Genomic DNA, 21,827 nt, shown 5'->3' with positions numbered 1-21,827 from the left:
ATGACTCCAACTCTCCCGCGTAGACCCCGCTGGCGCAGCCTCGCCTTATTGGCGTTGTGCCTGGCGCCGCTGCTGTGGCCGCTGGAGCACCTGGCCGAGCGTTATTACCGCAGCGAACTGGCCGGCCAGAACCGCCAGACCCTCGACCTGTACGTGGCCAACTTGCTCGGGACCCTGCACCGTTATGAGGTGCTGCCGCAGATCCTCGGGGACTTGCCGGCCTTGCGCACCGCGCTGGACGCGCCTCAAATCAGCACCAACCTGGTCAACGCCAACCTGCTGCTCAAGGACGTCGCCGCCCAGGCCGGGGTGGAGGTGATGTACCTGATGGACACCACCGGCAAGACCCTGGCCGCGTCCAACTGGGACAAGCAAGACAGCTTCGTCGGGCGTAACTTCTCGTTTCGACCTTATTTCAGCGAAGCCATGGACGGGCGCCTGGGGCGGTTTTTCGGGTTGGGCACCACCTCGGCCAAACGTGGTTACTTCTTTGCCGCAGCCGTGCGCGATGGCGATACGATCATCGGTGTGCTGGTGGTCAAGGTCGACCTGGACCACACCGAAAGCCTTTGGGGCAATACGCCGGAGCAATTGCTGGTCACCGACCACAATGGCGTGGTGATCCTGACCTCGCGCCCGCAATGGCGATTCCGCGCCACCCGGCCACTGACCGCTGAAGAGCGCCAGGCCATCATCGCCATCCAGCCCTACCCGACTCGCGACCCGCAGCCGCTGAGCCTGAGCAGCACCGCCTGGCTGCGCCAATCCACGGCCATTGCCGAGACCGGCTGGAACGTGGAAATCCTCGCGCCGCGTTCACTGATCAACCGTCCGGTGCGTACGGTGGTCGCCGTGGGCGGCGCTACGTTGTTGGTGTTGATGTTGCTGCTCGGCCTGATGATGCAACGTCGCCGCCATTACCTGGAACGCATTGCGTTCGAAGCCAAGGCCCGTCGCGAGCTGGAGGCACGTGTGGTCGAGCGGACCAGTGATCTGGAAGGCCTCAACCGGCGCCTGAAGCAGGAAGTGCTGGAGCGCGAACACGCCCAGCAGGAGCTCGTGCGCGCCCAGGATGACCTGGTGCAGGCGGGCAAACTGTCGGCGCTGGGCACCATGTCGGCGAGCATCAGTCATGAACTCAACCAGCCCCTGGCGGCGATTCGCAGCTATGCGGAAAACGCCGAAATCCTGCTCGACCATGAGCGCACCACCGATGCGCGGGGCAACCTGAAGCTGATCAGCGAGTTGACCGGGCGCATGGCCTCGATCATCGCCCACCTGCGCGCCTTCGCCCGCCGCGATCGCCATGCGCCGGAGAGCGTGGCCCTGCAACCGGCGCTGGACGATGCACTGGCGTTGCTGGCCAAGCGGCGGCGGTCGATGGAGGTGGAGCTGATCCGCGACTTGCCCGAGGCGACGCTGTGGGTCCAGGCCGGTGAAACCCGCCTGCGCCAGGTGCTGGGCAACCTGCTGGCCAACGCCCTCGACGCGCTCACCGAAAAAGGCCCGCCGCGTAAACTCTGGCTGAGTGCCGAAACCACCGAACAGGGCGTCAACCTGTACATTCGCGACAACGGCCCGGGCTTTTGCATGGAAGCCCTGGGCCGCGCCAGCGAGCCGTTCTACACCACCAAGACCCGTACCCAGGGCCTTGGCTTGGGGCTGGCGATCTGTGACACCCTGATGCGTGCCTTTGGCGGCGAACTGCTGTTCGCCAACCACAAGGAAGGCGGCGCGCTGTTAACCTTGAAATTGCGTGCCGGTGCGCCGGGCGTCAGTCTGCAACCGTCCGAGGACCGCAGTGTATGAGTATCGATAACCAGATTCAGGTGGTGTTGATCGACGACGATCCACACCTGCGTCAGGCCCTGTGCCAGACCCTGGACCTGGCCGGGCTGAAAGTCCTGACCCTGGGCGAAGCCACCGGCCTTACCGCGCGCCTGTCGCGGGACTGGCCGGGCGTGGTGGTCAGCGACATCCGCATGCCCGGCATGGACGGCCTGGAACTGCTCGCCGAACTGCATGGCCAGGACCCAGACCTGCCGGTGCTGCTGATCACCGGCCACGGCGACGTACCACTGGCAGTGCAAGCCATGCGCGCCGGCGCCTATGACTTCCTGGAAAAACCGTTCGCCAGCGACGCCCTGCTCGACAGCGTGCGCCGCGCCCTGGCCCTGCGCCGCCTGGTGCTGGACAACCGCAGCCTGCGCCTGGCCCTCAGCGACCGTCAGCAACTGAGCACGCGCCTGGTCGGCCACTCGCCGCAAATGCTGCGCCTGCGCGAGCAGATCGGCGCCCTGGCCGCGACCAAGGCCGATGTGCTGATCCTCGGTGAAACCGGCGCCGGCAAAGAAGTGGTCGCCCGCGCACTGCATGACCTGTCGAGCCGCCGCAGCGGGCCATTTGTGGCGATCAACGCAGGCGCCTTGGCCGAGTCCGTGGTGGAAAGCGAACTGTTTGGCCACGAGCCCGGCGCCTTTACCGGCGCGCAGAAACGCCGTATCGGTAAGTTCGAATTCGCCAACGGCGGCACCTTGTTCCTGGATGAAATCGAAAGCATGAGCCTGGATGTGCAGGTCAAGCTGTTGCGCCTGTTGCAGGAGCGGGTGGTGGAGCGCCTGGGCGGCAATCAGCTGATCCCGCTGGATATCCGCATCATCGCCGCCACCAAGGAAGACCTGCGCCAGTCCGCCGACCAGGGCCGCTTCCGTGCCGACCTGTATTACCGCCTCAACGTCGCGCCGCTGCGCATTCCACCACTGCGCGAGCGCGGTGAGGACGCGTTGATGCTGTTCCAGCACTTCGCCGATGAAGCCAGCAGCCGTCACGGTTTGCCGCTGCACGAACTGCAACCGGGCCAGCGCGCACTGCTGTTGCGCCATAGCTGGCCGGGCAATGTGCGTGAGCTACAGAATGCTGCGGAACGTTTCGCGCTGGGCCTGGAGCTGGCGCTGGATAATACGCCGGACAATCCATCGGCCGGTGTCCTGACCTCCACGCCCGGAGGTCTGAGCGAACAGGTCGAGCAGTTCGAAAAAAGCCTGATCGCCGCCGAACTGACCCGTCCCCACAGCTCCATGCGCAGCCTCGCCGAAGCCCTGGGCGTACCGCGCAAGACCCTGCACGACAAGCTGCGCAAGCATGGCCTGAACTTCGCCAACCAAAGCAGCGACGACGAATGACAGCCCCCACCCGCCAAGAGGCCCCCATGAGCCGCGACAGCCGTTACCTGGAATCCATCCTTCACCACGACATCCCCCTCACCCGGGAAATGGGCCTTAAGGTGCTCGACTGGAAACAGGGGCGGCTGGAACTGCATTTGCCCTTGCAAGCCAACATCAACCACAAGAGCACCATGTTCGGCGGCAGCCTGTACTGCGGCGCAGTGCTGGCGGGATGGGGCTGGCTGCACTTGCAGTTGCGTGAAGAAGGGATTGAAGACGGGCATATCGTGATTCAGGAAGGGCAGATCAGTTATCCGCTGCCGGTCACGCGGGATGCGGCCGCGATGTGCGCGGCGCCGGAGGACAAGGTGTGGAAGCGGTTTCTGGCGACCTACAAGCGTTATGGCCGCGCGCGGTTGACGCTGGAGACGTGGATTGTGAATGAAGGTAGCGAAGAACGCGCCGTCGCCTTCACAGGCCAGTACGTCCTACACCGCTAAAAGCAGCGGGACCGCCCTGTAGGAGCGAGCTTGCTCGCGAAAATCGTCAACGATAACGCAGCGATCCTGGTTGATCGCGGCGCTCTCAGGTTTTTCGCGAGCAAGCTCGCTCCTACAGAAGAAGTCAGGAACGGGCCAGGGTCAGCAGCCGCTCACGCCATGCAGCTTTGGCCGGCAACGCCAGGAAGAACGGGTTCAACAACGATGCCCGCGCCGGATAGCTGAACGGTTCACCGCTCAACTCCAACACCTCGCCCCCCGCCCCTTCCAGCACGCCCTGGGCTGCGGCAGTGTCCCACTGCGACGTCGGCGCCAGACGCGGGTAGCAATCGGCACTGCCTTCGGCCAGGAGGCAGAACTTCAACGAGCTGCCGATATTCGCCAGCTTCAACGCGCCCAAGCCTTCGCTCAATCCGTCCAACAGACGCTCCTGCTCGGGGCTGGAATGCCGACGACTGGCCACTACGGTAAACGACTCGCCCGCTGCCGGTGCCTGGCGCACCTGGATCTGCTTGGGTGCCTCATTCACATCCGAACGCCAGGCGCCCAGGCCGGCGCCACCGAAATAGCAACGACCGCTGGTGGGCATCGACACTACGCCGAACACCACGCGGCCCTGTTCGATCAGGGCAATGTTCACGGTGAACTCTTCACTGCCGGCGATAAATTCCTTGGTACCGTCCAATGGGTCCACCAGCCACCAGCGCTGCCAGCCAGCGCGCACGCTCTGGTCGATGTCGGCGTCTTCCTCGGACAGCACCGGAATGCTGGGGTCCAGCGCGGTCAGGCCTGCCAGGATCAGATGGTGAGCCGCCAGATCCGCTGCGGTCACGGGCGAATCGTCGGCTTTGGAGGTCACGGCCACGTCGGCACGCCAAAACGGCAAAATCACTTCACCAGCCTGGCGAGCCAGTTCGATCACAGGGGCAATAAACGGGTGGCCTAAAAACAGTTCGCTCATGCGGTAAACGCTCCACGCTGGGTCAACAGGTCTCGTACCAGGTACAGCGCGGCCAGGGCGCGGCCTTCGCTGAATTGCTCGTTTTGCGCGAGCATCGACAGCTCACGCAGGTTGACCCGGTCCACACGCATCGGCTCAGGTTCATCGCCTTCCAGGCGTTCTTCATAGAGGTCGGTGGCCAATACCACCTGGATTTTCTGGCTCATGTAGCCAGGCGACAGCGACAGTTCGGTGAGGTGTTCCAACTGCCGCGCGCCATAGCCAGCCTCTTCCTTGAGCTCGCGGTTGGCGGCGGCCAGTACGTCTTCGCCGGGCTCGATCAAGCCTTTGGGCAAGGACAATTCATATTCGTCGGTGCCGCCGCAGTATTCTTCCACCAGCAGCGCATGGTCCGCGTCGATCATCGCCACGATCATCACCGCACCGTAACCGGCACCGCGGCCCACCAGGCGCTCGTAGGTCCGTTCAACGCCATTGGAAAAGCGCAGTTGCACTTCCTCCACGCGGAACAAACGGCTACTGGCGACTATTTCGCGGGCGAGGACGGTGGGTTTCTGGCGCATGAGCGGCTCCTTGGCGTGATCGGGTTACTATACCGTGGCTTTTCCGATTGTCTGTGTCGGATATTTTTACTTACATGAGACCGCCCCATGCCCTCTTTGCCCTGGCACGCCATCGACACTGTCCTGCTGGACATGGACGGCACCCTGCTCGACCTGCATTTCGACAACCACTTCTGGATGGAGCACCTGCCCCAGCGCTACGCCGAGTTGCACGGAGTAAGCCGGGCCATGGCGGAGATGGAGTTGCAGCCTCTGTTCGAGCGTAACGCCGGACAGTTGCAATGGTATTGCCTGGATTTCTGGAGTGCCGAACTGAAGATCCCGGTACGCGAGCTCAAGCTCGAAACCGCGCACCTGATCGCCCTGCGCCCGGATGCGGACACCTTCCTGGCGGCAATCAAACAGGCCGGCAAGCGTGTGATCCTGATCACCAACGCGCATCGTGATTCGTTGTCATTGAAGTTGGAACGCATTGAACTGGCACCGTATTTCGAACGGTTGATCAGCTCCCACGACTACGGTTTCGCCAAGGAAAACCCGCAGTTCTGGGACGCCCTGCAAGCCGACATCCACTTCGACCCGGCCCGCAGTCTGTTTATCGACGACACCCTGCCGATCCTTCGTAGCGCCAGGGACTTTGGCGTGGGGCATTTGCTGGCGGTGAAGGAACCGGACAGCCGGAAGGGGCCAAAAGACACGGTGGAGTTCGCGGCGGTAGAGGATTACCGGGACTTGATTGTGGGCTTGTGACCCTCTGTAGGAGCGGGCTTGCCCGCGAAGATCGTTAACGATAACGCAGCTACTGCGGTTAACTGCGGCGTTCTCAGGTTCTTCGCGAGCAAGCTCGCTCCTACAGGGGTTGAGGGTTACTCAGGAATACGCAGAGTCTGCCCTGGGTAAATCTTGTCCGGATGCGACAACAGAGGCTTGTTGGCCTCGAAGATTTTGTTGTACTGGTTGGCGTTGCCATACACCGCCAGGGAGATCGCGCTCAGGGTGTCGCCCTTCTTCACCACGACGAAACGGGCAGCAGCCACGGCCGGGCCGGATACGGTGATCTGGTCATCAACACTGGCCACACCGGCGATATTGCCTGCCGCAAGAAGGACTTTTTCTTTCTCTTCCTGACTGGCAACTGTCCCGGTAAGCGTGACCTTGTCGCCCTCGACAGTGGCGTGAACGTCTGGGTTGCCCAGGCCGACTTTCTCAATATGTTTTTTCAGGTCCTCACTCGCGTTGGCGTTACCCGGAGTCAGCAGGTCAATCAACTTCTCGCCCGCTTCCTTTACAAAGCTAAAAATACTCATAGTGCGCTCTCCTTGGGATTTGATTTCCAGATGCCCAAGACTAGACCAGTCCTACAGATTTGGGTTCCAGCCCGACCAAAGACCCAAACGCGCTAGAATCCCCCCGCCATTGGAATAAGCCCTGGAGCGAAGATGGACATCAAACAGCTGAAATTCCTCATCGCCCTCGACGAAACCCGTCACTTCGGCCAGGCGGCGGCGCGTTGCCACATCACCCAACCGACCCTGTCGATGCGTTTGCGCAACCTTGAAGAAGAGCTTGACCTTCCGTTGGTCAATCGCGGCCAGCGCTTCGAAAGCTTTACCGCACCGGGCGAGCGCGTGTTGGCCTGGGCACGCACGGTGCTGGCGGCCTATGACGGCTTGCAGGCTGAGGCCGCGGCCTGTCGCGGCAACTTGGTGGGTACGTTGCGCCTGGGCGTGGTGCCGCTGTCGAGCTTTGATCCTTTGGCATTAATGCAGCAACTGCACCAAGAACACCCAAGCCTGCGCTTCGAGCTGTCGGCCCTCAGTTCGGAGCAGATTCTTGAACAACTGGCGAGTAACCGGCTGGACCTGGGCGTCTCCTACCTGGAACGCCTGGACAATGAGCGCTTCGATTCGCTGGCCTTGGGCGAAACCCGCATGGGCCTGCTCTACGACCAGCGCTTCTTCAGCTTCGGTGATACGCCGTTGAGCTGGGAGGCGCTGATCGAACTGCCGCTAGGCATGCTCACCAGCGGCATGCACTTTCGCCAATCCATCGACCACAACTTCCACAGCCGTGGGCTCAACCCGCAACCGTTGCTGCAGACCGACGCCGTCCATCAATTGTTACAAGCCGTGCACGGCGGATTGTGTTGCGCGGTAATGCCGCTGGATGGCGGCCTGGACGCACTCACCGAGCACCTGCGGCTGCAGCCGATCGAAGACGCCCACACCCTCGCGCGCCTGGGGCTGATCATGCGGCGCAGCGCCCCGCGCTCCGCACTGGCCGAGGCGTGTTTCGCGCTGTATCAGAAATCGCAAAACGAATCTTGATCGACGTCATCTATCGGTAGATCAGTACTGGCAATTAGACGCGACGCTTTGTCGCGCCTAGTCTAAACACTGATCAATCCGCCGGTGGTACTGCCCCATGAACGCCAAGCGCCCAGTCTGCGCGGCGCCCGCTCTCGAAACGCCAGCGCCCGCCGCCAGCCAGAGCTATCAGTATTGCAATCTTGAACACACGGAATCTGCCAGCACAGCCTTGGCGGAAGAAGTGGCGTTGGCGATTGCCTACAACGACATCAGCCAAGCGGTGATGCTCGTAACGCCGACGGACTTGGACGACTTTATAGTCGGTTTCAGCATCGGTAGCGGCATTATCGCCGACGTTAGCGACATCTATGATCTGAAACTCAGCGGTTCGGGCTCAGCCCAATTTGCTCAGGTGCAGATCTCCAGCCGCGCCTTCTGGAACCTCAAGCAGCAGCGCCGCCAGTTGGCCGGCACCAGCGGCTGTGGCTTGTGTGGCGTGGAAGCCGTTGAACAGGCCCTCCCAGACCTCCAGGTATTGCCCGGCGCGCCCTTGCCACCCGCCGAGTGGCTGGATGGCCTGCGCCAGCGCATCAGCGCCTTTCAGCCTTTGGGCCAATACAGCGGCGCCGTGCATGCGGCCGTGTTCATGAACGGCCAGGGCGAGTTGCTACTCGGTCGCGAAGACATCGGCCGGCACAACGCCCTGGATAAGTTGATCGGCGCCTTGATCCGCCAAAAGATTCCGACCGAAGGCGGCCTGGCGATTGTTACCAGCCGTTGCAGCCTGGAGTTGATCCAGAAAGTCCTGCGCGCCGGCATCCAGACCTTGGTCAGCCTGTCGTCACCCACCGGCCTGGCCCTGCAATGGGCCCGCCGGCATAACCTCAATCTCATCCACCTGCCGCAGAAAAGTGCGCCGCGGGTCTACAGCCCTGCGATGGAGAACCAGCCATGAGCCAGCACCACCAAGCCGACCAAACCCCGACCCCGCGCTACAAGCCCTACAAAGGCCCTGCCGGCGGCTGGGGTGCACTGATCAGCGTGGCGCAGGCCTGGTTGACCAGTGACAACGCGCTGAAGAACCTGCGCATGATGCTCAAGACCAACCAGAACGGCGGCTTCGACTGCCCCGGTTGCGCCTGGGGTGATTCGCCGGAAAGCGGCATGGTCAAGTTCTGCGAAAACGGCGCCAAGGCGGTGAACTGGGAAGCCACCAAACGCCGCGTCGACGCGGCGTTCTTCGCCAAACACAGCGTGACTGCCCTGCTGGAGCAAAGTGACTACTGGCTGGAATACCAAGGCCGCCTGACCGAGCCGATGCGCTATGACGCCGAAACCGACCGCTACCAGCCCATCAGTTGGGAAGCGGCCTTCGACCTGGTCGGTAAACATCTGAATGCCCTGCCGAGCCCGGACATGGCCGAGTTCTACACCTCGGGTCGCGCCAGCAACGAGGCGGCGTATCTGTATCAACTGTTCGTGCGTGCCTACGGCACCAACAACTTCCCGGATTGTTCCAACATGTGCCACGAAGCCAGCGGCGTTGCCCTGGCGCAAAGCGTGGGCGTCGGCAAAGGCACCGTGACCTTTGATGACTTTGAGCATGCCGATGCGATCTTCGTCTGGGGCCAGAACCCCGGCACCAACCACCCGCGCATGCTCGAACCGCTGCGCGAGGCGGTCAAACGTGGCGCCCAGGTTGTGTGCATCAACCCGCTGAAAGAGCGCGGCCTGGAACGCTTCCAGCATCCGCAACATCCGCTGGAAATGCTCACCAACGGTGACAAACCGACCAACACTGCCTACTTCCGCCCTGCATTGGGTGGCGACATGGCCATCCTGCGCGGCATGGCCAAGTTCCTGCTGCTATGGGAACGCCAGGCCCAGGCCGAAGGCAAAGAAGCCGTGTTCGACCACGACTTCCTCAACGAACACACGGCCAACGTGCTGGAGTACCTGGGCAAGATCGACGACACCTCCTGGGATGAAATCGTCGAGCAGTCTGGCCTCACCCTGGTGGAGATCGAGCAAGCGGCGCGCATGTACGCCAAAGGCAAGAACGTGATCATGTGCTGGGCGATGGGCATCACCCAGCACCGCCATTCGGTGCCGACCATCCAGGAAATCGCCAACCTGATGCTGCTGCGCGGCAACATCGGCCGCCCAGGTGCCGGCTTGTGCCCAGTGCGCGGCCATAGCAACGTGCAGGGCGACCGCACCATGGGCATCAATGAACGTCCGCCGGTGGCGTTCCTCGACTCCCTGGAACGTCGCTTCCAGTTCCAGGTGCCGCGCGTCAACGGCCACAACGTGGTCGAAGCGATTCACGCCATGCTTGAAGGCCGCTCCAAGGTGTTTATCGGCCTGGGTGGCAACTTCGCCCAAGCCACGCCAGACAGCCCGCGTACCTTCGAAGCACTGCGCAATTGCGACCTGACCGTGCAGATCAGCACCAAGCTCAACCGCAGCCACCTGATGCACGGCAAAGACGCGCTGATCCTGCCGTGCCTGGGCCGTACCGACATCGACATCCAGGCCGACGGCCCGCAAGCGGTGACGGTGGAAGACTCGTTCAGCATGGTCCACGGCTCGAACGGCCAGTTGCAGCCGCTGTCGAAGCTGATGAAATCCGAGCCGGCGATTCTGGCGGGTATCGCTGCCGCCACCCTGGGCAGCAAGCCGGTGGATTGGAATTGGCTGGTGGCCGATTACGGGCGCATCCGCGACCTGATCGCCGATACCATTCCGGGCTTCAAGGACTTCAATGAGAAGATCAAGAATCCGGGTGGTTTCTACCTGGGCAACTCCGCCGGTGCACGCCGCTGGAACACCCCGTCGGGGCGCGCCAACTTCCGCCCGAACATCTTGCCCAAGGATCTGATCCACGAACGCACCCACGCAACGGGCAAGGTTCCGGACCTGATCATGCAATCGATGCGCTCCCACGATCAGTACAACACCACCATTTATGGCCTGGACGACCGCTACCGTGGGGTCAAGGGCCAGCGTGATGTGCTGTTCGTCAACGAAGCCGACATCATCCGCCTGGGCTTCAAGCCGGGACAGAAGGCCGACATCGTGTCGCTGTGGGAAGACGGCCGCGAGCGCCGGGTGAAGGGCTTTACCCTCCTGGCGTTTGATATTCCGGCCGGGCAGGCTGCGGCCTACTACCCGGAAGTGAACCCACTGGTGCCGCTGGAAAGCACAGGGGATGGCAGCCATACGCCGACGTCGAAGTTCGTGGCGATCCGCTTGGAAGCGGCGAGTGACAATGGGCTGATCATGGCGCGCTCTGCATAAATCTTCGGGCACAAAAAAGGCCGCTTTTGCATAAAAGCGGCCGTTCCGAAGTAGTTAAAGACTCACAAAAACGACTTAAGTTCCCCATACAAAACAGTAACTTAGCAAATTGTATACAACTGCTGCCACCGGTCGGATTTCGATTGTCACACTCCCGATACAGCCTCAGGATCGCGCCGTCATCCCCTTGAGGTTTCCCCTGATGAAGTTCTCCTCGATTCTCTTGTTGTCCCTTGGCCTGGTCAGTGGCGCAGCCATGGCCGGTGGCACCACCGAAGCCGGTGTGGGCGGCGCATTGGGCGGGGTTCTAGGTTCGGTTGTCGGCCAGTCTATCGGCGGCAACACCGGCTCGACCATCGGAGCAGCCCTGGGCGGCGCAGGCGGCAGCGCGGTGGGTGCGGACAAACGCAGCCGTGGCGAAGCAGCCATTGGTGGCGCCTTGGGCGCGGCCGGCGGCAACGTGGTGGGCCGCAGTGTCGGCGGCAGCACCGGTGCACTGATCGGTTCAGCGGCCGGCGGCGGTGCAGGTGGCGCGCTGGGTAACTACATGGGCAACAAGAGCGATGACGATGATCGTCGTTCACGCGGGCGTGATAACCGTCGCTATGACCGCGATGATCACCGTGGCCGCGGGCATGCCTATGGCCATCGCAAGAACAAGCATCACTACCGTCACCGCTAAGGCCTGAGGGTGTGGGCGCTCGCGCCTACACCACCAACCGCTGCAACGCCTCGCGCAACATCCCCGGAATCGTCACCGGCTGGTTAGAACCCCGATCCACAAACACATGCACAAACCGCCCCGCCGCACAGGCCTCTTCTTCGCCCTGCTTGAACACCGCCAATTCGTACTGCACTGAACTATTGCCCAGCTTGCCAACCCGCAGGCCGATTTCGATGCGCTCGGGAAAGGCGATCGACGCAAAATAATCGCACGCCGAACTCACCACAAACCCCACCACTTCACCGTCATGAATATCCAGCCCACCTTGCTCGATCAGGTAGGTATTCACCGCCGTGTCGAAAAAGCTGTAGTAGGTCACGTTGTTCACATGGCCATACACATCATTGTCGTGCCAGCGCGTGATGATCGGTTGGAAGTGCGGGTAATCGCTGCGTTGAGGCACTGAGTCAGGCATCGGGTCATCTCGTTAAAGTGAGTTACAGGTCATTCAAATGGGCCTGGGCCCACTCGCGTACCTCGGCGTACGGATAATCCTCCAACGCAGCAAAGCCCGGAATGCCCCGCGCCTTCAACTTGGTGAATAACGGCACACTGATGCCGCCGAGGAAACGCGTCAGGCGTTCCGCTCCCGGCAAGTGGCCGGTGTGTTCATGATGCCTGTGGATAAAATCACCGCAAAGCCCCATGAAGTTTTTATCCACAAGCGGCGGCAAACCTGGCGGCGGCGGAAGGTGCGCCACGTTGCCGTGGCACACCGAGCAGTGCCCACAGCGCTGGGGCGCGCGCTCATCGCCGAAATACTGCGCCAGGCGTTGACCCAGGCAGTGTTCGGTGGCGAACAGATCAAGCATGGCGTGAATCCGTGCGACTTCGCCCACCTCATGCTGCTTGAAGCCTGTGTATAACTCTTTGCTCAATTCATCAGGGTCAAACGCGGTATCAAGCAAGCTATAGACCTCCGTCATTTGCTTGCTCTCAAGCTCGATCAGGCCTTGCTCCTGGAAGTAATCCAGCGCCTTCACCACCCTGCTGCGTTCGGCATTGTGCTGTTGATAAAGCGCGTCAAAATCCACCGTCGCCCAGGTCTTGGCCCGTTTGCACACCTGGATGATCGCCGCGACAAACTGCTGCCGCTCACCGGAGAAGCGCGCGAGCAAAGCTTCAGGTTCGATCAGGTATTTGAAACGGTACTCGGCATAAAACGCATAACGCGGCGCAATCACGCCCTTGAGCTCCAACTGCACCAGCAGCGTCTTCAACGGCAGCTCGCGGATGTTGCTGTGGTCCGACAAGGACCTGAGCAAAAACTCCCACTGCCCATCGCCTCGCGCGGCCTGCAACTCGTCAAGCACCCGCCGAATGCCCTCCTGCTCCGGCGTATCGCCGTACACGAAGTTTTCCAGCACATTGAGGCTGTCGCGGTTGGCCAATACCAGGCAATCGGACGGTTGCCCATCACGCCCCGCGCGGCCGATTTCCTGGCTGTAGTTCTCGATGGACTTGGGCAGGTCGAAGTGCACCACATTGCGGATATCACTTTTGTCGATGCCCATGCCAAACGCGATAGTGGCGACGATGCAATTGGAGCGCCCGCCCATGAAGCGCTGCTGGATGCCCTCGCGTTTATCGTGAGGCAAGCCGGCGTGGTAGGCCTCGGCCTGGATGCCGTTGCGGTTCAAATGCTCGGCAATCTGCTCGGCGGTTTTCTGCAGGGTGACGTAGACGATACTCGGCTGATCGGCACGCTCGCTCATCCACTGCACCAGCCGTCGACGTTTGTCCGCACCGCTGACCGGCTCCACCAACAAATTGAGATTGGGCCGGTAGAAGCCCGTGGTGACCACATCGCTCGGCGCAATGGCGAACTTCGCCTGCATGTCGGCAATCACCTTGGGCGTTGCTGTAGCCGTCAACAGCAGGGCTTGTGGGATATTGAACTGACGCTGGTAGTCCGGCAGCTTCAAATAGTCCGGACGGAAGTTGTGGCCCCACTCGGAAATACAGTGCGCCTCGTCCACCACCAACAACGAGATCCGCACGCTTTGCAGGAAGTTACGAAAGCGCTCGTTCTTCAGGCGCTCCACGGAAATCATCAGGATCTTCAACTCGCCCGAACGCGCGCGGGCCATCACGTCATTGGCGTCCTCGCGGCTCTGGGCCGAATCGATACTGCCCGCCGAAATGCCGTGGCGCTGCAAGAAACCCAACTGGTCCTGCATCAGCGCCAACAGCGGTGACACCACCAGCGTCAGGTGCGGCAGCAGCACCGCCGACAATTGGTAGCACAGGGACTTGCCCGACCCCGTTGGGAAAATAGCCGCTGCCGAACGGCCGGCCAGCACGGCGCTGACCGTCTCTTCCTGACCCAGGCGAAACTGTGGATAACCAAAAACCTGCTGGAGGGTGTCGTGCATAGGCTGTCACTCCGTTGACCGCTGAAGGAATCAAAAACATAGATCAGCGATCAAGAAAAGGTCGGGGATAAACGCTACAAACTGATACAGAGAAAACCAGCAAGCCCGCGCAAAAACGCAGACAGTAACACGCCAGATCACCTACCCCCGACAAGGAGTCGCGGATGTCTCGATGCTCACTGTTTTCACTGCAACATCTAGCCATGTTCACGCTGTCATTATTGCTGCTGGGCTGTGCAAACGCCCCCGCCCCAATACCTGCCGAACCGGACACACAGCGTTTTGAAACGCCCGAATACCTCGAGCAAAAAGCCCTGCCCATTGTCAAAGCCTCCTCCCTCTACGCGCGGGGTGGCACTGGCCAGGGCGTTAAAGTCGCGCTGATCGACTCAGGGCTCAACCAGGCTCTGCCCGAGTTTTACGGCCGCGTGGCCGATCCGGGCTATGACTTTGTGACACAACAGCCGGGCACCCTCGACATCAAGGGCCACGGCACCCAGATGGCCGGTATTCTCGCCGCGAACAAGAATGACCAGGGCATCCACGGTATCGCCTTCAACGCCCAGTTGATCCCCATGCGCTTCGGTGATGACAAGGAGCCGTTCTACTTCGACAGCGAAATCGCCCCAGGCCTGGGACCTCGCTTTCACCAAAGGCGCACGCATTTTCAGCAACTCATGGGCGAACCCCATTGAAGCCAACACCAACGAGGTCTCCATCTACGAACGCCTGATGGGTGACTCGTTGGGCGTGGCAAAAAAGCTAGTGGGCGAAGGGGCTGTATTCGTCTTTTCAACAGGTAACGAGGTGAAGCGTGAGCCACTCGCCGAACCCGGCCTGCCCGCGCTGGTGCCGGAGCTGGAGAAAGGCTGGATTGCCGTCATGGCCCTCAAGAACGACGGCACGGCCATCAATCTCAAATCCAATTATTGCGGCCTCGCGGCACGCTGGTGCATCGCGGTGCCAGGAGGCGATGGCGGTGCTGGGTTGTTGACCACCAACAAGGATGGCAGCTACGGCCCCACTGCCGGCACATCGCCGGCCGCTGCGTTGGTCAGTGGTGCCTTGGCGGCATTGCAGAGTCGCTTTCCCGAAATGACACCCCAACAAGTGCGTGAGCGCCTGCTCAATACGGCGAATCGAACCGGAATCTATGCCAACAGCGAAGCCTATGGGCGAGGGTTGATGGACCTCGACGCAGCCTCGCGACCGTAGCCATTGCGCAAAAAGACGATGCCGGACTGGGGCGCGTTGATGTGATTTTTTTCTCCGGCCTACCCTCTGAAGCATTGCGCTACAATAAAGCCTTGCTACCCAGGAGTACGCTGCCATGAGCGAACCGACGTTTGAGCAAAAACAGGATCACTACCACAAGATCCGCCGTTCCAATTACCTGGCCAGCCTGCGCCTGGAAGGGTTCGACACCCAACCCGCCGACGTCGACAAACCCCTGCCGACCCGCGAAGCCGTCCTCGCCAAGTACCGCAACACCCCACGCTGATGCTCGACAAATACGGGGTGGGCCAGGATCCGTACTGCTATCCCGGTGGTAGCGTGCTGCGCAACCGCCTCGATTTGCACGACGAGGCCCGCTTGCACCAAGCCGAGCGGGAATTATCCGAAATCGCCGTAGGCAACCTCCCCCTCTTCCCACCGCCCTACGACCTCGACCGTCTGCAACACATCCACCGCACCCTGTTCGGCGACCTCTACGACTGGGCCGGCGAATTGCGCAGCGTCAACATCCAGAAAGGCGACACCCTGTTCTGCACCCCGGAACGCATCCCGCCGGAAGCGGCGAAGATCATCCGGCGCATGCATGAGGCCAACTGGTATGTCGGTGTGAGTCAGGCTGAGCTGATTACGCAAATTGCCGAGGCCTACGGCGACCTCAACGTCATCCATCCCTTCCGCGAAGGCAACGGCCGGGCGCAACGGATCTTGTTCGAGCAGATCATCGTCAACGCCGGGTTTTCGGTGAACTGGTGGCTGGTGAAACACGCGGCGTGGATACCGGCGAATATTGATGCGGTGGCGTGTAATTATCGGGGGTTAGAGGTGATTTTTGAGCGGTGTGTGAGTCGGCCTGTCGGCAACTGATCACACGCCAGCTCGCCGCACACCACTCACCTGTTTTGCTGTTAAGTCACTACAAAGGGCAAATTCCGGAAAGCCCTGTAAGAAACCTCTATACGCTTCGACATCCCCTTCCGAAACTACTTGAAACTCCTGCCCGCCCCTCTACAAAACTCACCTTTCTCTGACTGAAACTAGCATCCTTTCAACAGCCCCCGGCAAACACCTTTGAACATCGAAAGGACTCAACATATCGGCCATGGATCTACAGCTCCAGAGTGGCCAAGACGATGAGCGAATACACCCAGTGGATCTATCTGCTCCTCCTCCTCGCACTGGCCGCCATAATCGACAGAATAATAAAGTTGCCCGTACTCAGAAGATGGGTTGGACTCTGCCTCTTGGTAACCGGCCCAGTACTTCTGTTTTATGCCACCTCATGGATCAGAGGTGCACAGCTTGAAAGTCTGCCGATAGTTGTCTTTGTGACAGGCATCGGGTTGTTGAGCACCCAGAGTATCTATTGCAAAGTAAAAGCCAATCACCCACTCCTGCGTGCCCCCACCATGAACCTCGCCCCCAACTTCCCCGAAGACCCCGTCATGCAGCAACTCCTGCAACTGCTGCACGAAGAAATCGGCCTTCCCAAACACAAGACGATCCGCCTGCAAACCTCAATCAACTTCGACCTCGGCTGCGACGGCAGTGAAGCCAAGCAACTGATGGAAGCACTGGAGCAGGAATTTGCGCTCGACCTGGGCGACTTCGACACTTATCGTTACTTCAACCCGCCGGTGTTCGATGTGTTTCTCAAACGCCGCGCCAAGGGTCGCGGCGAAAAAGTGCCGCTGACCCTCGGCATGCTCTACCTGGCCATCAAGACCCACAGCTGGGACACGCAGACGCTGGAAAACCTGAGCTGAAATACTAAGGACCTTACATGGACGTAACAATGGGCCTGCTGGCTGCCCTGCTCTGGGGTGGTACGGATTTTCTCGTGGGCCTCAACGCCCGAGCCGTGGGCGTTAAACGCGCGGTGTATTTTGGCCAAGCCCTGGGCTTTGTGATCATGACCCTGCTGTTGGTCATTCTCCCAAGCTTGCTGTTCAAATCCCTCGACGCCCCGCTGAGCGTGTGGCTGCTGGGCGTTGCCGCCGCCCTGCTCACCGTCTCCGGCGCCCTGGCGCTGTCCAAGGCCTTCGCCCTTGGCAAAGCCGCCATCGTCGCGCCGCTGGTGACGTCCTACGGCGTGGTGACCACCTTGCTGTCCTGGGCCAGCGGCGAGCACATCAGCCTGACGCAACTGGGCTGCATCGCCGTGTGCGTGATCGGCGTGGTCCTGTCCAGCATCCATAAGGACAACGGCGTCCCCCACAACAACCCGCGCCAGTCCATCGCCTACGCCATGCTCGCCGCCTTGCTGTATGGCACCAGCTTCTGGCTGCAAGGCCGCTACACCCTGCCCGCGCTGGGGCCGATCACCATGCTCTGGCTCGGTTACCTGGTGGGGCTGTGCGTATTGGTGGTGATGGTGCTGAAGATCAAGGACGGCCTGAAAATCCCACCGCTTAAAAACTGCGCAACGCTGACCGGTGCAAGCTTGATGAACCTGGGTGGGTTCTCGGCGTTTTCCTGGGGGGCGATGGCGGGGTCGGTGTCAGTGGTGACGGTGATCAGTACGTTGTCGGGCGGGATTGCGGCGATTCTGGGGTTTGTGTTTTTCAAGGAGCGGTTGTCGGCGGTGCAGGTGTTGGGGGTTGTGTCGGTACTGGTCGGTGCGGTGGTTCTGCACATCGCCGACTAAGCGTTCGCGCACAAAAAAGCCGCCTACAAGAGGCGGCTTTTTCACAACGCTCGAATCTTACAACTTAGGACCCGCAGCCTTGATCGCATCGCTCACTTCAAACTTCTTGAAGTTCTCGATGAACAAGCCAGCCAGTGCCTTCGCCGCTTCGTCGTAGGCAGCCTTGTCGGCCCAGGTGTTACGTGGGTTCAACAGGCCGGTTTCAACGCCCGGTACGGCCAGTGGCACGTCGAGGTTGATGGTGTCGAGGTGTTCGGTTTCTGCACCGATCAACGCGCCGCTCTGGATCGCTGCGATGACGCCGCGAGTGGTCGGGATGTTGAAGCGGTTGCCAACGCCGTAGCCGCCGCCGGTCCAGCCGGTGTTGACCAGGTAGACCTTGGAGCCGAAGCCGCGGATGCGCTTGATCAGCAGCTCAGCGTATTCGCCAGCCGGGCGCGGGAAGAACGGTGCGCCGAAGCAGGTGGAGAAGGTCGACTTGATGCCGCCGCCGGAACCCATTTCGGTCGAGCCCACCAGTGCGGTGTAGCCGGACAGGAAGTGGTAGGCCGCTTGTTCTTCGCTGAGGATCGACACAGGCGGCAGTACGCCGGTCAGGTCGCAGGTCAGGAAGATTACCGCGTTTGGCTCGCCGCCCAGGTTCTTCTCGGAACGCTTGGCAACGTGCTCCAGCGGGTAGGCGGCGCGGCTGTTCTGGGTCAGGCTGACGTTGGTGTAGTCGGCGTGCTTGGCCTCGTCGATCACCACGTTTTCCAGCACAGCGCCGTGCTTGATGGCTTTCCAGATGACCGGCTCGTTCTTCTCGGACAGGTCGATGCACTTGGCATAGCAACCGCCTTCGATGTTGAACACCACGCCTTCGCCCCAGCCGTGTTCGTCGTCACCGATCAGGTAACGGCTTTCGTCGGCGGACAGGGTGGTTTTACCGGTGCCCGACAGACCGAAGAACAGGGTCACGTCGCCTGCTTCGCCGATGTTGGCGGCGCAGTGCATTGGCAGCACGTCGGAAGCCGGCAGCAGGAAGTTCTGCACCGAGAACATGGCTTTCTTCATCTCACCGGCGTAACGCATGCCGGCGATCAGCACTTTCTTCTGGGCGAAGTTGAGGATCACGCAACCGTCGGAGTTGGTGCCGTCACGCTCTGGCACGCATTCGAAGTTGGCCACGTTGAGCACTTGCCACTCTTCACGACCGGCCGGGTTGTACTGGGCCGGGTTGATGAACAGGCAACGACCGAACAGGTTCTGCCAAGCAGTCTGGGTGGTCATTTTCACGGCCAGGTAGTGGTCTTCGGCAGCCCCTACGTGAACATGGGAAACGAAATGCTCTTGCGCGTTGTTGAAGGCCTCGACGCGAGCCCACAGGGCATCGAACTTGTCGGCCGGGAACTTGCGGTTGATCGGGCCCCAGGCGATGGAAGCCTGGGTGGAAGGCTCTTCAACGATGAAACGGTCGACCGGCGAACGGCCAGTACGGTGACCGGTTTCGACGACCAGCGCGCCAGTATCGGCGAGCACGCCTTCACCACGCTGCAGGGCTTCTTTAACCAGATCGTCAACACTCAGATCGGTGTATACGGCGTTGTTGGCTTGCGTCATGAGGTTCCCCGTCGGCCTATGGCCGAGTGCTCCAAACGTTTTGTAGTAGAAAGTTGCGCACTACTACCGCGAAAAAAGTGGGCCGGATTATGCCAGAAAAGCCCAAAAAGAGTAGGGCCCTCCCGTCAGAACTGCGCTAATCCGGCGTTTGTCAGGTGATTTACCTGTGCTTAAACGTTTTAGTGGCGGGTGTCGGAAGGGGTGTCGATGCCTGCGCCGGCGAACAATTGGGCGACATCGGCCGCATCGAACAGGTAGCGCTCGTTACAGAACTGGCAGTCGATCTCGATATGGCCGCCGTGCTCTACCACCAGGTTTTGCGCATCTTCAAGGCCGAGGCTGACCAAGGCATTGGCCGAGCGCTCGCGCGAGCAACTGCAATTGAAGTGCAGGCCTTGTGCGACAAACAGTCGCACGGCTTCTTCGTGGTACAGGCGATGCAGGATGGTTTCGTTGTCCAGGCCCAGTTGCTCTTCAGCGGTGAGGGTGCCGGCCAGGGCCGTCAACTTGCGCCAGCTGTCGGTGCGTTCGTCTTCGTCCTTGATGCGATCTGGTGGCAATTGCTGCAACAGCATGCCGCGGGCGCGTTTGCCGTCAGCGTTGAGCCAGAACTTGGTGCCGACCTGCTGGGACATCACGAAATAGTTGGTGAAGCAGTCCGACAGGGTTTCGCCGTCCAGGTCGACGATGCCCTGGTAACGCTGGCCCTCGGTCGGATCGACGGTGATCGCCAGCACGCCGTTGGCCATCAGGTCGGACAACGTGGCGTCCGGGGCAATCTGGTCGGCTTTGTAACGGGCCAGGCCACGGATTTCACGCTCGCTGGAGCATTCGATCATCAGCATCGGCACCGGCCCTTCGGAACGCGCCTGCAGGATCAGCAACCCGTCGAATTTCATGGTGCCCACCAGCAGCGCCGCCGCTGCCATCAGCTCCCCGAGCAGTTGCGCGACCGGCTCCGGATAGGGGTGCTTGGCGAGGACTTCGGCATAGCTGCGCTCCAGCGAGACCAGCTCGCCGCGGGCGTCGCTCTCGTCAAAGATGAAGCGTTGGGTGAAGTCGGTATCCGGTAGATCAGTCATAGGTCTGGGTATCTGAATTGATGACAAATTGATTACAAGGTTTATAGAATTAAACGCTTTAGCACCGTTTTGGTGCGGTTTTCTGAAGCCGTGGGGGACAGTTTATGAACAATCCGGGTTTGTTCCAAGCCAAGTGGAACCTCGGGCGATGGGCCTTTTGCAATCTACTCGCTATCGCACTGCTGTGTTTTTGGCTGTGGCCCACGGGCCAGATGCTGTGTGTGCTTTTCGACGAGTGGCTGTTTCATCTGCTTAATGACCCGCTGGCCAGCAATTCGACCTGGCTGCACGTATGGGCAGTAGCCAGTTTGCGGCCGTTCGATGCGGTGGTCGGCGTGATTCTGCTGACGCTGCTGATTCGCGGCGACTGGATATTCAAGGCCGTGCAGGTGCGCCAGGCACTGTTCGGTTTTATCGGCATTCTGCTGCTGTTGCTGTTTATCCGCATGCTGTTTTCCAAACTCGCAGCGCACATGGGCTGGCAGCACAGTAGCCCGTCAATGGTGATCAGCGGAGCGATCCAGATGAGCGACTACTTCCCGGGGCTGGAGAAGACCTGGGAATTGAAGGACCGTTCGAGCCAGAGTTTTCCAGGGGATCACGCGTCAGTACTGTTGATCTGGGGGATGTTCATGACGGTATTCGCCCAGCGCATCGGCCAGGTGCTGGTGATCTGGGGCCTGGCACTGCTGTTCATGATGCCGCGCCTGGTGGCGGGCGCGCATTGGGGCCAGGACGATTACATTGGCGGGGTGTTGCTGGCGCTGTTGGCGTTGGGATGGGGGTATTACACGCCGTTCGCGGCGAAGGTTTCGAGTGGGTTGTTGCGGGTGACGGCGCCGGTGTTTGGGCTGCTTCAACACGTGCCGCTGATCAGTCGACTGAGTGTGGTTCACCCAGCGTGATGGCCAAGGGTGAGGGAGCTTGCTCCCTCACTGTCGCCGTCAATCATCATTGCCACTGCCGCGAAACTTGAACAGATCACGGCGCTGCTTCTTGCTCGGTTTGCCATCGGTGGTCATGCCTGTGGCACCGGCCTTGCGCATCGCTGCTGCATTTTCACGCTTGGCGATGCTGGCTTCGGTCTCGGTGTACAACGCCTGTGCTTCAGGCGCACCACGGCGCACGATGGAAAGCGCCTGGACCACGACCGTCTTTTCATCAAACCCAACACGAATCTGAAACTCATCCCCGACACGCGGCTCCTTGCCCGGCTTGCAGCGCTCGCCACGATGGTGCACCTTGCCGCTCTCGATGGCAGCCTTGGCCAGCGCACGGGTTTTATAGAAACGCGCGGCCCATAGCCACTTGTCCAATCGGACCTTTTCTTCCTCTTCGTGCTTTTGAGCCACTTGAATTCCTCGTTCTGA

At 60.8% G+C, this 21,827-nt stretch carries 21 protein-coding genes and 1 pseudogene; 14 read left to right on the top strand and 8 right to left on the bottom strand.

Annotation, left to right across the window (positions count from 1 at the left end; all coding sequences use genetic code 11):
* From CI807_RS07940 to CI807_RS07930, 3 genes are read left to right on the top strand one after another with little or no spacing between them, the layout of a single operon-like run.
* A complete protein-coding gene (locus CI807_RS07940; RefSeq protein ID WP_095014286.1) occupies positions 1–1,809 on the top strand; it encodes an ATP-binding protein in 1,809 nt (602 codons plus the stop codon).
* Entirely contained in the window at positions 1,806–3,182 is a 1,377-nt protein-coding gene (locus CI807_RS07935; RefSeq protein ID WP_033898710.1) for a sigma-54 dependent transcriptional regulator, read from the top strand. Before CI807_RS07940 ends, CI807_RS07935 begins: the two co-directional genes overlap by 4 nt.
* A 26-nt stretch (positions 3,183–3,208) precedes the next feature.
* Positions 3,209–3,664, top strand: coding sequence for a YiiD C-terminal domain-containing protein (locus CI807_RS07930; RefSeq protein WP_095014285.1), 456 nt, complete (start codon positions 3,209–3,211; stop codon positions 3,662–3,664).
* A 124-nt stretch (positions 3,665–3,788) separates the two neighbouring features.
* On the opposite strand, the gene cysQ is transcribed toward CI807_RS07930, so the two are convergent.
* Positions 3,789–4,625, bottom strand: coding sequence for a 3'(2'),5'-bisphosphate nucleotidase CysQ (gene cysQ / locus CI807_RS07920; protein WP_016979065.1), 837 nt, complete (start codon positions 4,623–4,625; stop codon positions 3,789–3,791).
* Complete coding sequence (gene nudE / locus CI807_RS07915) at positions 4,622–5,188, bottom strand: ADP compounds hydrolase NudE (protein WP_016979064.1); 567 nt, start codon at positions 5,186–5,188, stop codon at positions 4,622–4,624. The genes cysQ and nudE overlap by 4 nt, the downstream gene beginning before the upstream one ends.
* A gap of 87 nt (positions 5,189–5,275) precedes the next feature.
* Here nudE and yrfG point away from each other — a divergent pair, with 87 nt between their 5' ends.
* Positions 5,276–5,938 carry a GMP/IMP nucleotidase gene (gene yrfG, locus CI807_RS07910; RefSeq protein WP_095014284.1) on the top strand — a complete coding sequence of 221 codons (663 nt, stop codon included), beginning with the start codon at positions 5,276–5,278 and terminating at the stop codon, positions 5,936–5,938.
* 116 nt (positions 5,939–6,054) lie between these two features.
* Here the strand turns inward: yrfG and lysM are convergent, their stop codons facing one another.
* Positions 6,055–6,495, bottom strand: coding sequence for a peptidoglycan-binding protein LysM (gene lysM, locus CI807_RS07905; RefSeq protein WP_016979062.1), 441 nt, complete (start codon positions 6,493–6,495; stop codon positions 6,055–6,057).
* A gap of 132 nt (positions 6,496–6,627) precedes the next feature.
* On the opposite strand from lysM, the gene CI807_RS07900 reads away from it, so the two are divergent.
* From CI807_RS07900 to CI807_RS07885, 4 genes are all read left to right on the top strand, one after another.
* Entirely contained in the window at positions 6,628–7,515 is an 888-nt protein-coding gene (locus CI807_RS07900; protein WP_095014283.1) for a LysR family transcriptional regulator, read from the top strand.
* A 97-nt stretch (positions 7,516–7,612) separates the two neighbouring features.
* Positions 7,613–8,452: a formate dehydrogenase accessory sulfurtransferase FdhD gene (gene fdhD / locus CI807_RS07895; protein WP_095014282.1), complete on the top strand. Its 840-nt coding sequence runs from the start codon at positions 7,613–7,615 to the stop codon at positions 8,450–8,452.
* Positions 8,449–10,797: an FdhF/YdeP family oxidoreductase gene (locus CI807_RS07890; protein ID WP_028615315.1), complete on the top strand. Its 2,349-nt coding sequence runs from the start codon at positions 8,449–8,451 to the stop codon at positions 10,795–10,797. Before fdhD ends, CI807_RS07890 begins: the two co-directional genes overlap by 4 nt.
* Before the next feature lie 202 nt (positions 10,798–10,999).
* Positions 11,000–11,479, top strand: coding sequence for a glycine zipper domain-containing protein (locus CI807_RS07885; protein WP_016979058.1), 480 nt, complete (start codon positions 11,000–11,002; stop codon positions 11,477–11,479).
* Between the two features lie 25 nt (positions 11,480–11,504).
* On the opposite strand, the gene CI807_RS07880 is transcribed toward CI807_RS07885, so the two are convergent.
* Complete coding sequence (locus tag CI807_RS07880) at positions 11,505–11,936, bottom strand: thioesterase family protein (protein WP_095014281.1); 432 nt, start codon at positions 11,934–11,936, stop codon at positions 11,505–11,507.
* A 22-nt stretch (positions 11,937–11,958) separates the two neighbouring features.
* Positions 11,959–13,896, bottom strand: coding sequence for an ATP-dependent DNA helicase RecQ (locus tag CI807_RS07875; protein ID WP_095014280.1), 1,938 nt, complete (start codon positions 13,894–13,896; stop codon positions 11,959–11,961).
* A gap of 164 nt (positions 13,897–14,060) precedes the next feature.
* Between CI807_RS07875 and CI807_RS07870 the strand changes: the two are divergent.
* The 5 genes and pseudogenes from CI807_RS07870 (at position 14,061) to CI807_RS07850 (ending at position 17,776) form a co-directional block, all read left to right on the top strand.
* Positions 14,061–15,111: pseudogene (locus tag CI807_RS07870) on the top strand (S8 family peptidase).
* Between the two features lie 115 nt (positions 15,112–15,226).
* The gene (locus CI807_RS07865; RefSeq protein ID WP_016979054.1) at positions 15,227–15,397 is read left to right on the top strand and encodes a YhfG family protein; all 171 of its coding nucleotides are present in this window, start codon (positions 15,227–15,229) and stop codon (positions 15,395–15,397) included.
* Positions 15,397–15,996 (top strand): putative adenosine monophosphate-protein transferase Fic, encoded by a 600-nt coding sequence (locus CI807_RS07860; RefSeq protein ID WP_095014279.1) that lies wholly within the window; start codon positions 15,397–15,399, stop codon positions 15,994–15,996. The genes CI807_RS07865 and CI807_RS07860 overlap by 1 nt, the downstream gene beginning before the upstream one ends.
* A gap of 542 nt (positions 15,997–16,538) precedes the next feature.
* A complete protein-coding gene (locus CI807_RS07855) occupies positions 16,539–16,895 on the top strand; it encodes a DUF1493 family protein (protein WP_025999962.1) in 357 nt (118 codons plus the stop codon).
* 17 nt (positions 16,896–16,912) lie between these two features.
* A complete protein-coding gene (locus CI807_RS07850; protein WP_256578731.1) occupies positions 16,913–17,776 on the top strand; it encodes a DMT family transporter in 864 nt (287 codons plus the stop codon).
* 57 nt (positions 17,777–17,833) lie between these two features.
* Here the strand turns inward: CI807_RS07850 and CI807_RS07845 are convergent, their stop codons facing one another.
* On the bottom strand, positions 17,834–19,375 hold the full coding sequence (locus CI807_RS07845) for a phosphoenolpyruvate carboxykinase (RefSeq protein WP_016979047.1): 1,542 nt from the start codon (positions 19,373–19,375) through the stop codon (positions 17,834–17,836).
* 179 nt (positions 19,376–19,554) lie between these two features.
* Positions 19,555–20,457 (bottom strand): Hsp33 family molecular chaperone HslO, encoded by a 903-nt coding sequence (gene hslO, locus CI807_RS07840; protein WP_095014277.1) that lies wholly within the window; start codon positions 20,455–20,457, stop codon positions 19,555–19,557.
* 104 nt (positions 20,458–20,561) lie between these two features.
* Between hslO and CI807_RS07835 the strand changes: the two genes are divergently transcribed.
* The gene (locus CI807_RS07835; protein ID WP_095014276.1) at positions 20,562–21,362 is read left to right on the top strand and encodes a phosphatase PAP2 family protein; all 801 of its coding nucleotides are present in this window, start codon (positions 20,562–20,564) and stop codon (positions 21,360–21,362) included.
* 39 nt (positions 21,363–21,401) lie between these two features.
* Here CI807_RS07835 and CI807_RS07830 read toward each other — a convergent pair whose 3' ends face one another.
* Complete coding sequence (locus CI807_RS07830; protein WP_095014275.1) at positions 21,402–21,809, bottom strand: RNA-binding S4 domain-containing protein; 408 nt, start codon at positions 21,807–21,809, stop codon at positions 21,402–21,404.
* Positions 21,810–21,827: the final 18 nt, after the last annotated feature.

It is taken from the genome of Pseudomonas sp. NS1(2017) (assembly GCF_002269425.1).
Lineage (GTDB): Bacteria > Pseudomonadota > Gammaproteobacteria > Pseudomonadales > Pseudomonadaceae > Aquipseudomonas > Aquipseudomonas reactans.
Note: the sequence above shows the minus strand (reverse complement) of the source record. Positions and strands in the feature narration are given on the sequence as shown.

Excerpts from the sequence above, each read along its gene's own strand:
- CI807_RS07940 (WP_095014286.1), top strand. The coding sequence starts at position 1 with ATGACTCCAACTCTCCCGCGTAGACCCCGCTGGCGCAGCCTCGCCTTA.
- CI807_RS07935 (WP_033898710.1), top strand. The coding sequence starts at position 1,806 with ATGAGTATCGATAACCAGATTCAGGTGGTGTTGATCGACGACGATCCA.
- CI807_RS07930 (WP_095014285.1), top strand. The coding sequence starts at position 3,209 with ATGAGCCGCGACAGCCGTTACCTGGAATCCATCCTTCACCACGACATC.
- cysQ (WP_016979065.1), bottom strand. The coding sequence starts at position 4,625 with ATGAGCGAACTGTTTTTAGGCCACCCGTTTATTGCCCCTGTGATCGAA.
- nudE (WP_016979064.1), bottom strand. The coding sequence starts at position 5,188 with ATGCGCCAGAAACCCACCGTCCTCGCCCGCGAAATAGTCGCCAGTAGC.
- yrfG (WP_095014284.1), top strand. The coding sequence starts at position 5,276 with ATGCCCTCTTTGCCCTGGCACGCCATCGACACTGTCCTGCTGGACATG.
- lysM (WP_016979062.1), bottom strand. The coding sequence starts at position 6,495 with ATGAGTATTTTTAGCTTTGTAAAGGAAGCGGGCGAGAAGTTGATTGAC.
- CI807_RS07900 (WP_095014283.1), top strand. The coding sequence starts at position 6,628 with ATGGACATCAAACAGCTGAAATTCCTCATCGCCCTCGACGAAACCCGT.
- fdhD (WP_095014282.1), top strand. The coding sequence starts at position 7,613 with ATGAACGCCAAGCGCCCAGTCTGCGCGGCGCCCGCTCTCGAAACGCCA.
- CI807_RS07890 (WP_028615315.1), top strand. The coding sequence starts at position 8,449 with ATGAGCCAGCACCACCAAGCCGACCAAACCCCGACCCCGCGCTACAAG.
- CI807_RS07885 (WP_016979058.1), top strand. The coding sequence starts at position 11,000 with ATGAAGTTCTCCTCGATTCTCTTGTTGTCCCTTGGCCTGGTCAGTGGC.
- CI807_RS07880 (WP_095014281.1), bottom strand. The coding sequence starts at position 11,936 with ATGCCTGACTCAGTGCCTCAACGCAGCGATTACCCGCACTTCCAACCG.
- CI807_RS07875 (WP_095014280.1), bottom strand. The coding sequence starts at position 13,896 with ATGCACGACACCCTCCAGCAGGTTTTTGGTTATCCACAGTTTCGCCTG.
- CI807_RS07865 (WP_016979054.1), top strand. The coding sequence starts at position 15,227 with ATGAGCGAACCGACGTTTGAGCAAAAACAGGATCACTACCACAAGATC.
- CI807_RS07860 (WP_095014279.1), top strand. The coding sequence starts at position 15,397 with ATGCTCGACAAATACGGGGTGGGCCAGGATCCGTACTGCTATCCCGGT.
- CI807_RS07855 (WP_025999962.1), top strand. The coding sequence starts at position 16,539 with ATGAACCTCGCCCCCAACTTCCCCGAAGACCCCGTCATGCAGCAACTC.
- CI807_RS07850 (WP_256578731.1), top strand. The coding sequence starts at position 16,913 with ATGGACGTAACAATGGGCCTGCTGGCTGCCCTGCTCTGGGGTGGTACG.
- CI807_RS07845 (WP_016979047.1), bottom strand. The coding sequence starts at position 19,375 with ATGACGCAAGCCAACAACGCCGTATACACCGATCTGAGTGTTGACGAT.
- hslO (WP_095014277.1), bottom strand. The coding sequence starts at position 20,457 with ATGACTGATCTACCGGATACCGACTTCACCCAACGCTTCATCTTTGAC.
- CI807_RS07835 (WP_095014276.1), top strand. The coding sequence starts at position 20,562 with ATGAACAATCCGGGTTTGTTCCAAGCCAAGTGGAACCTCGGGCGATGG.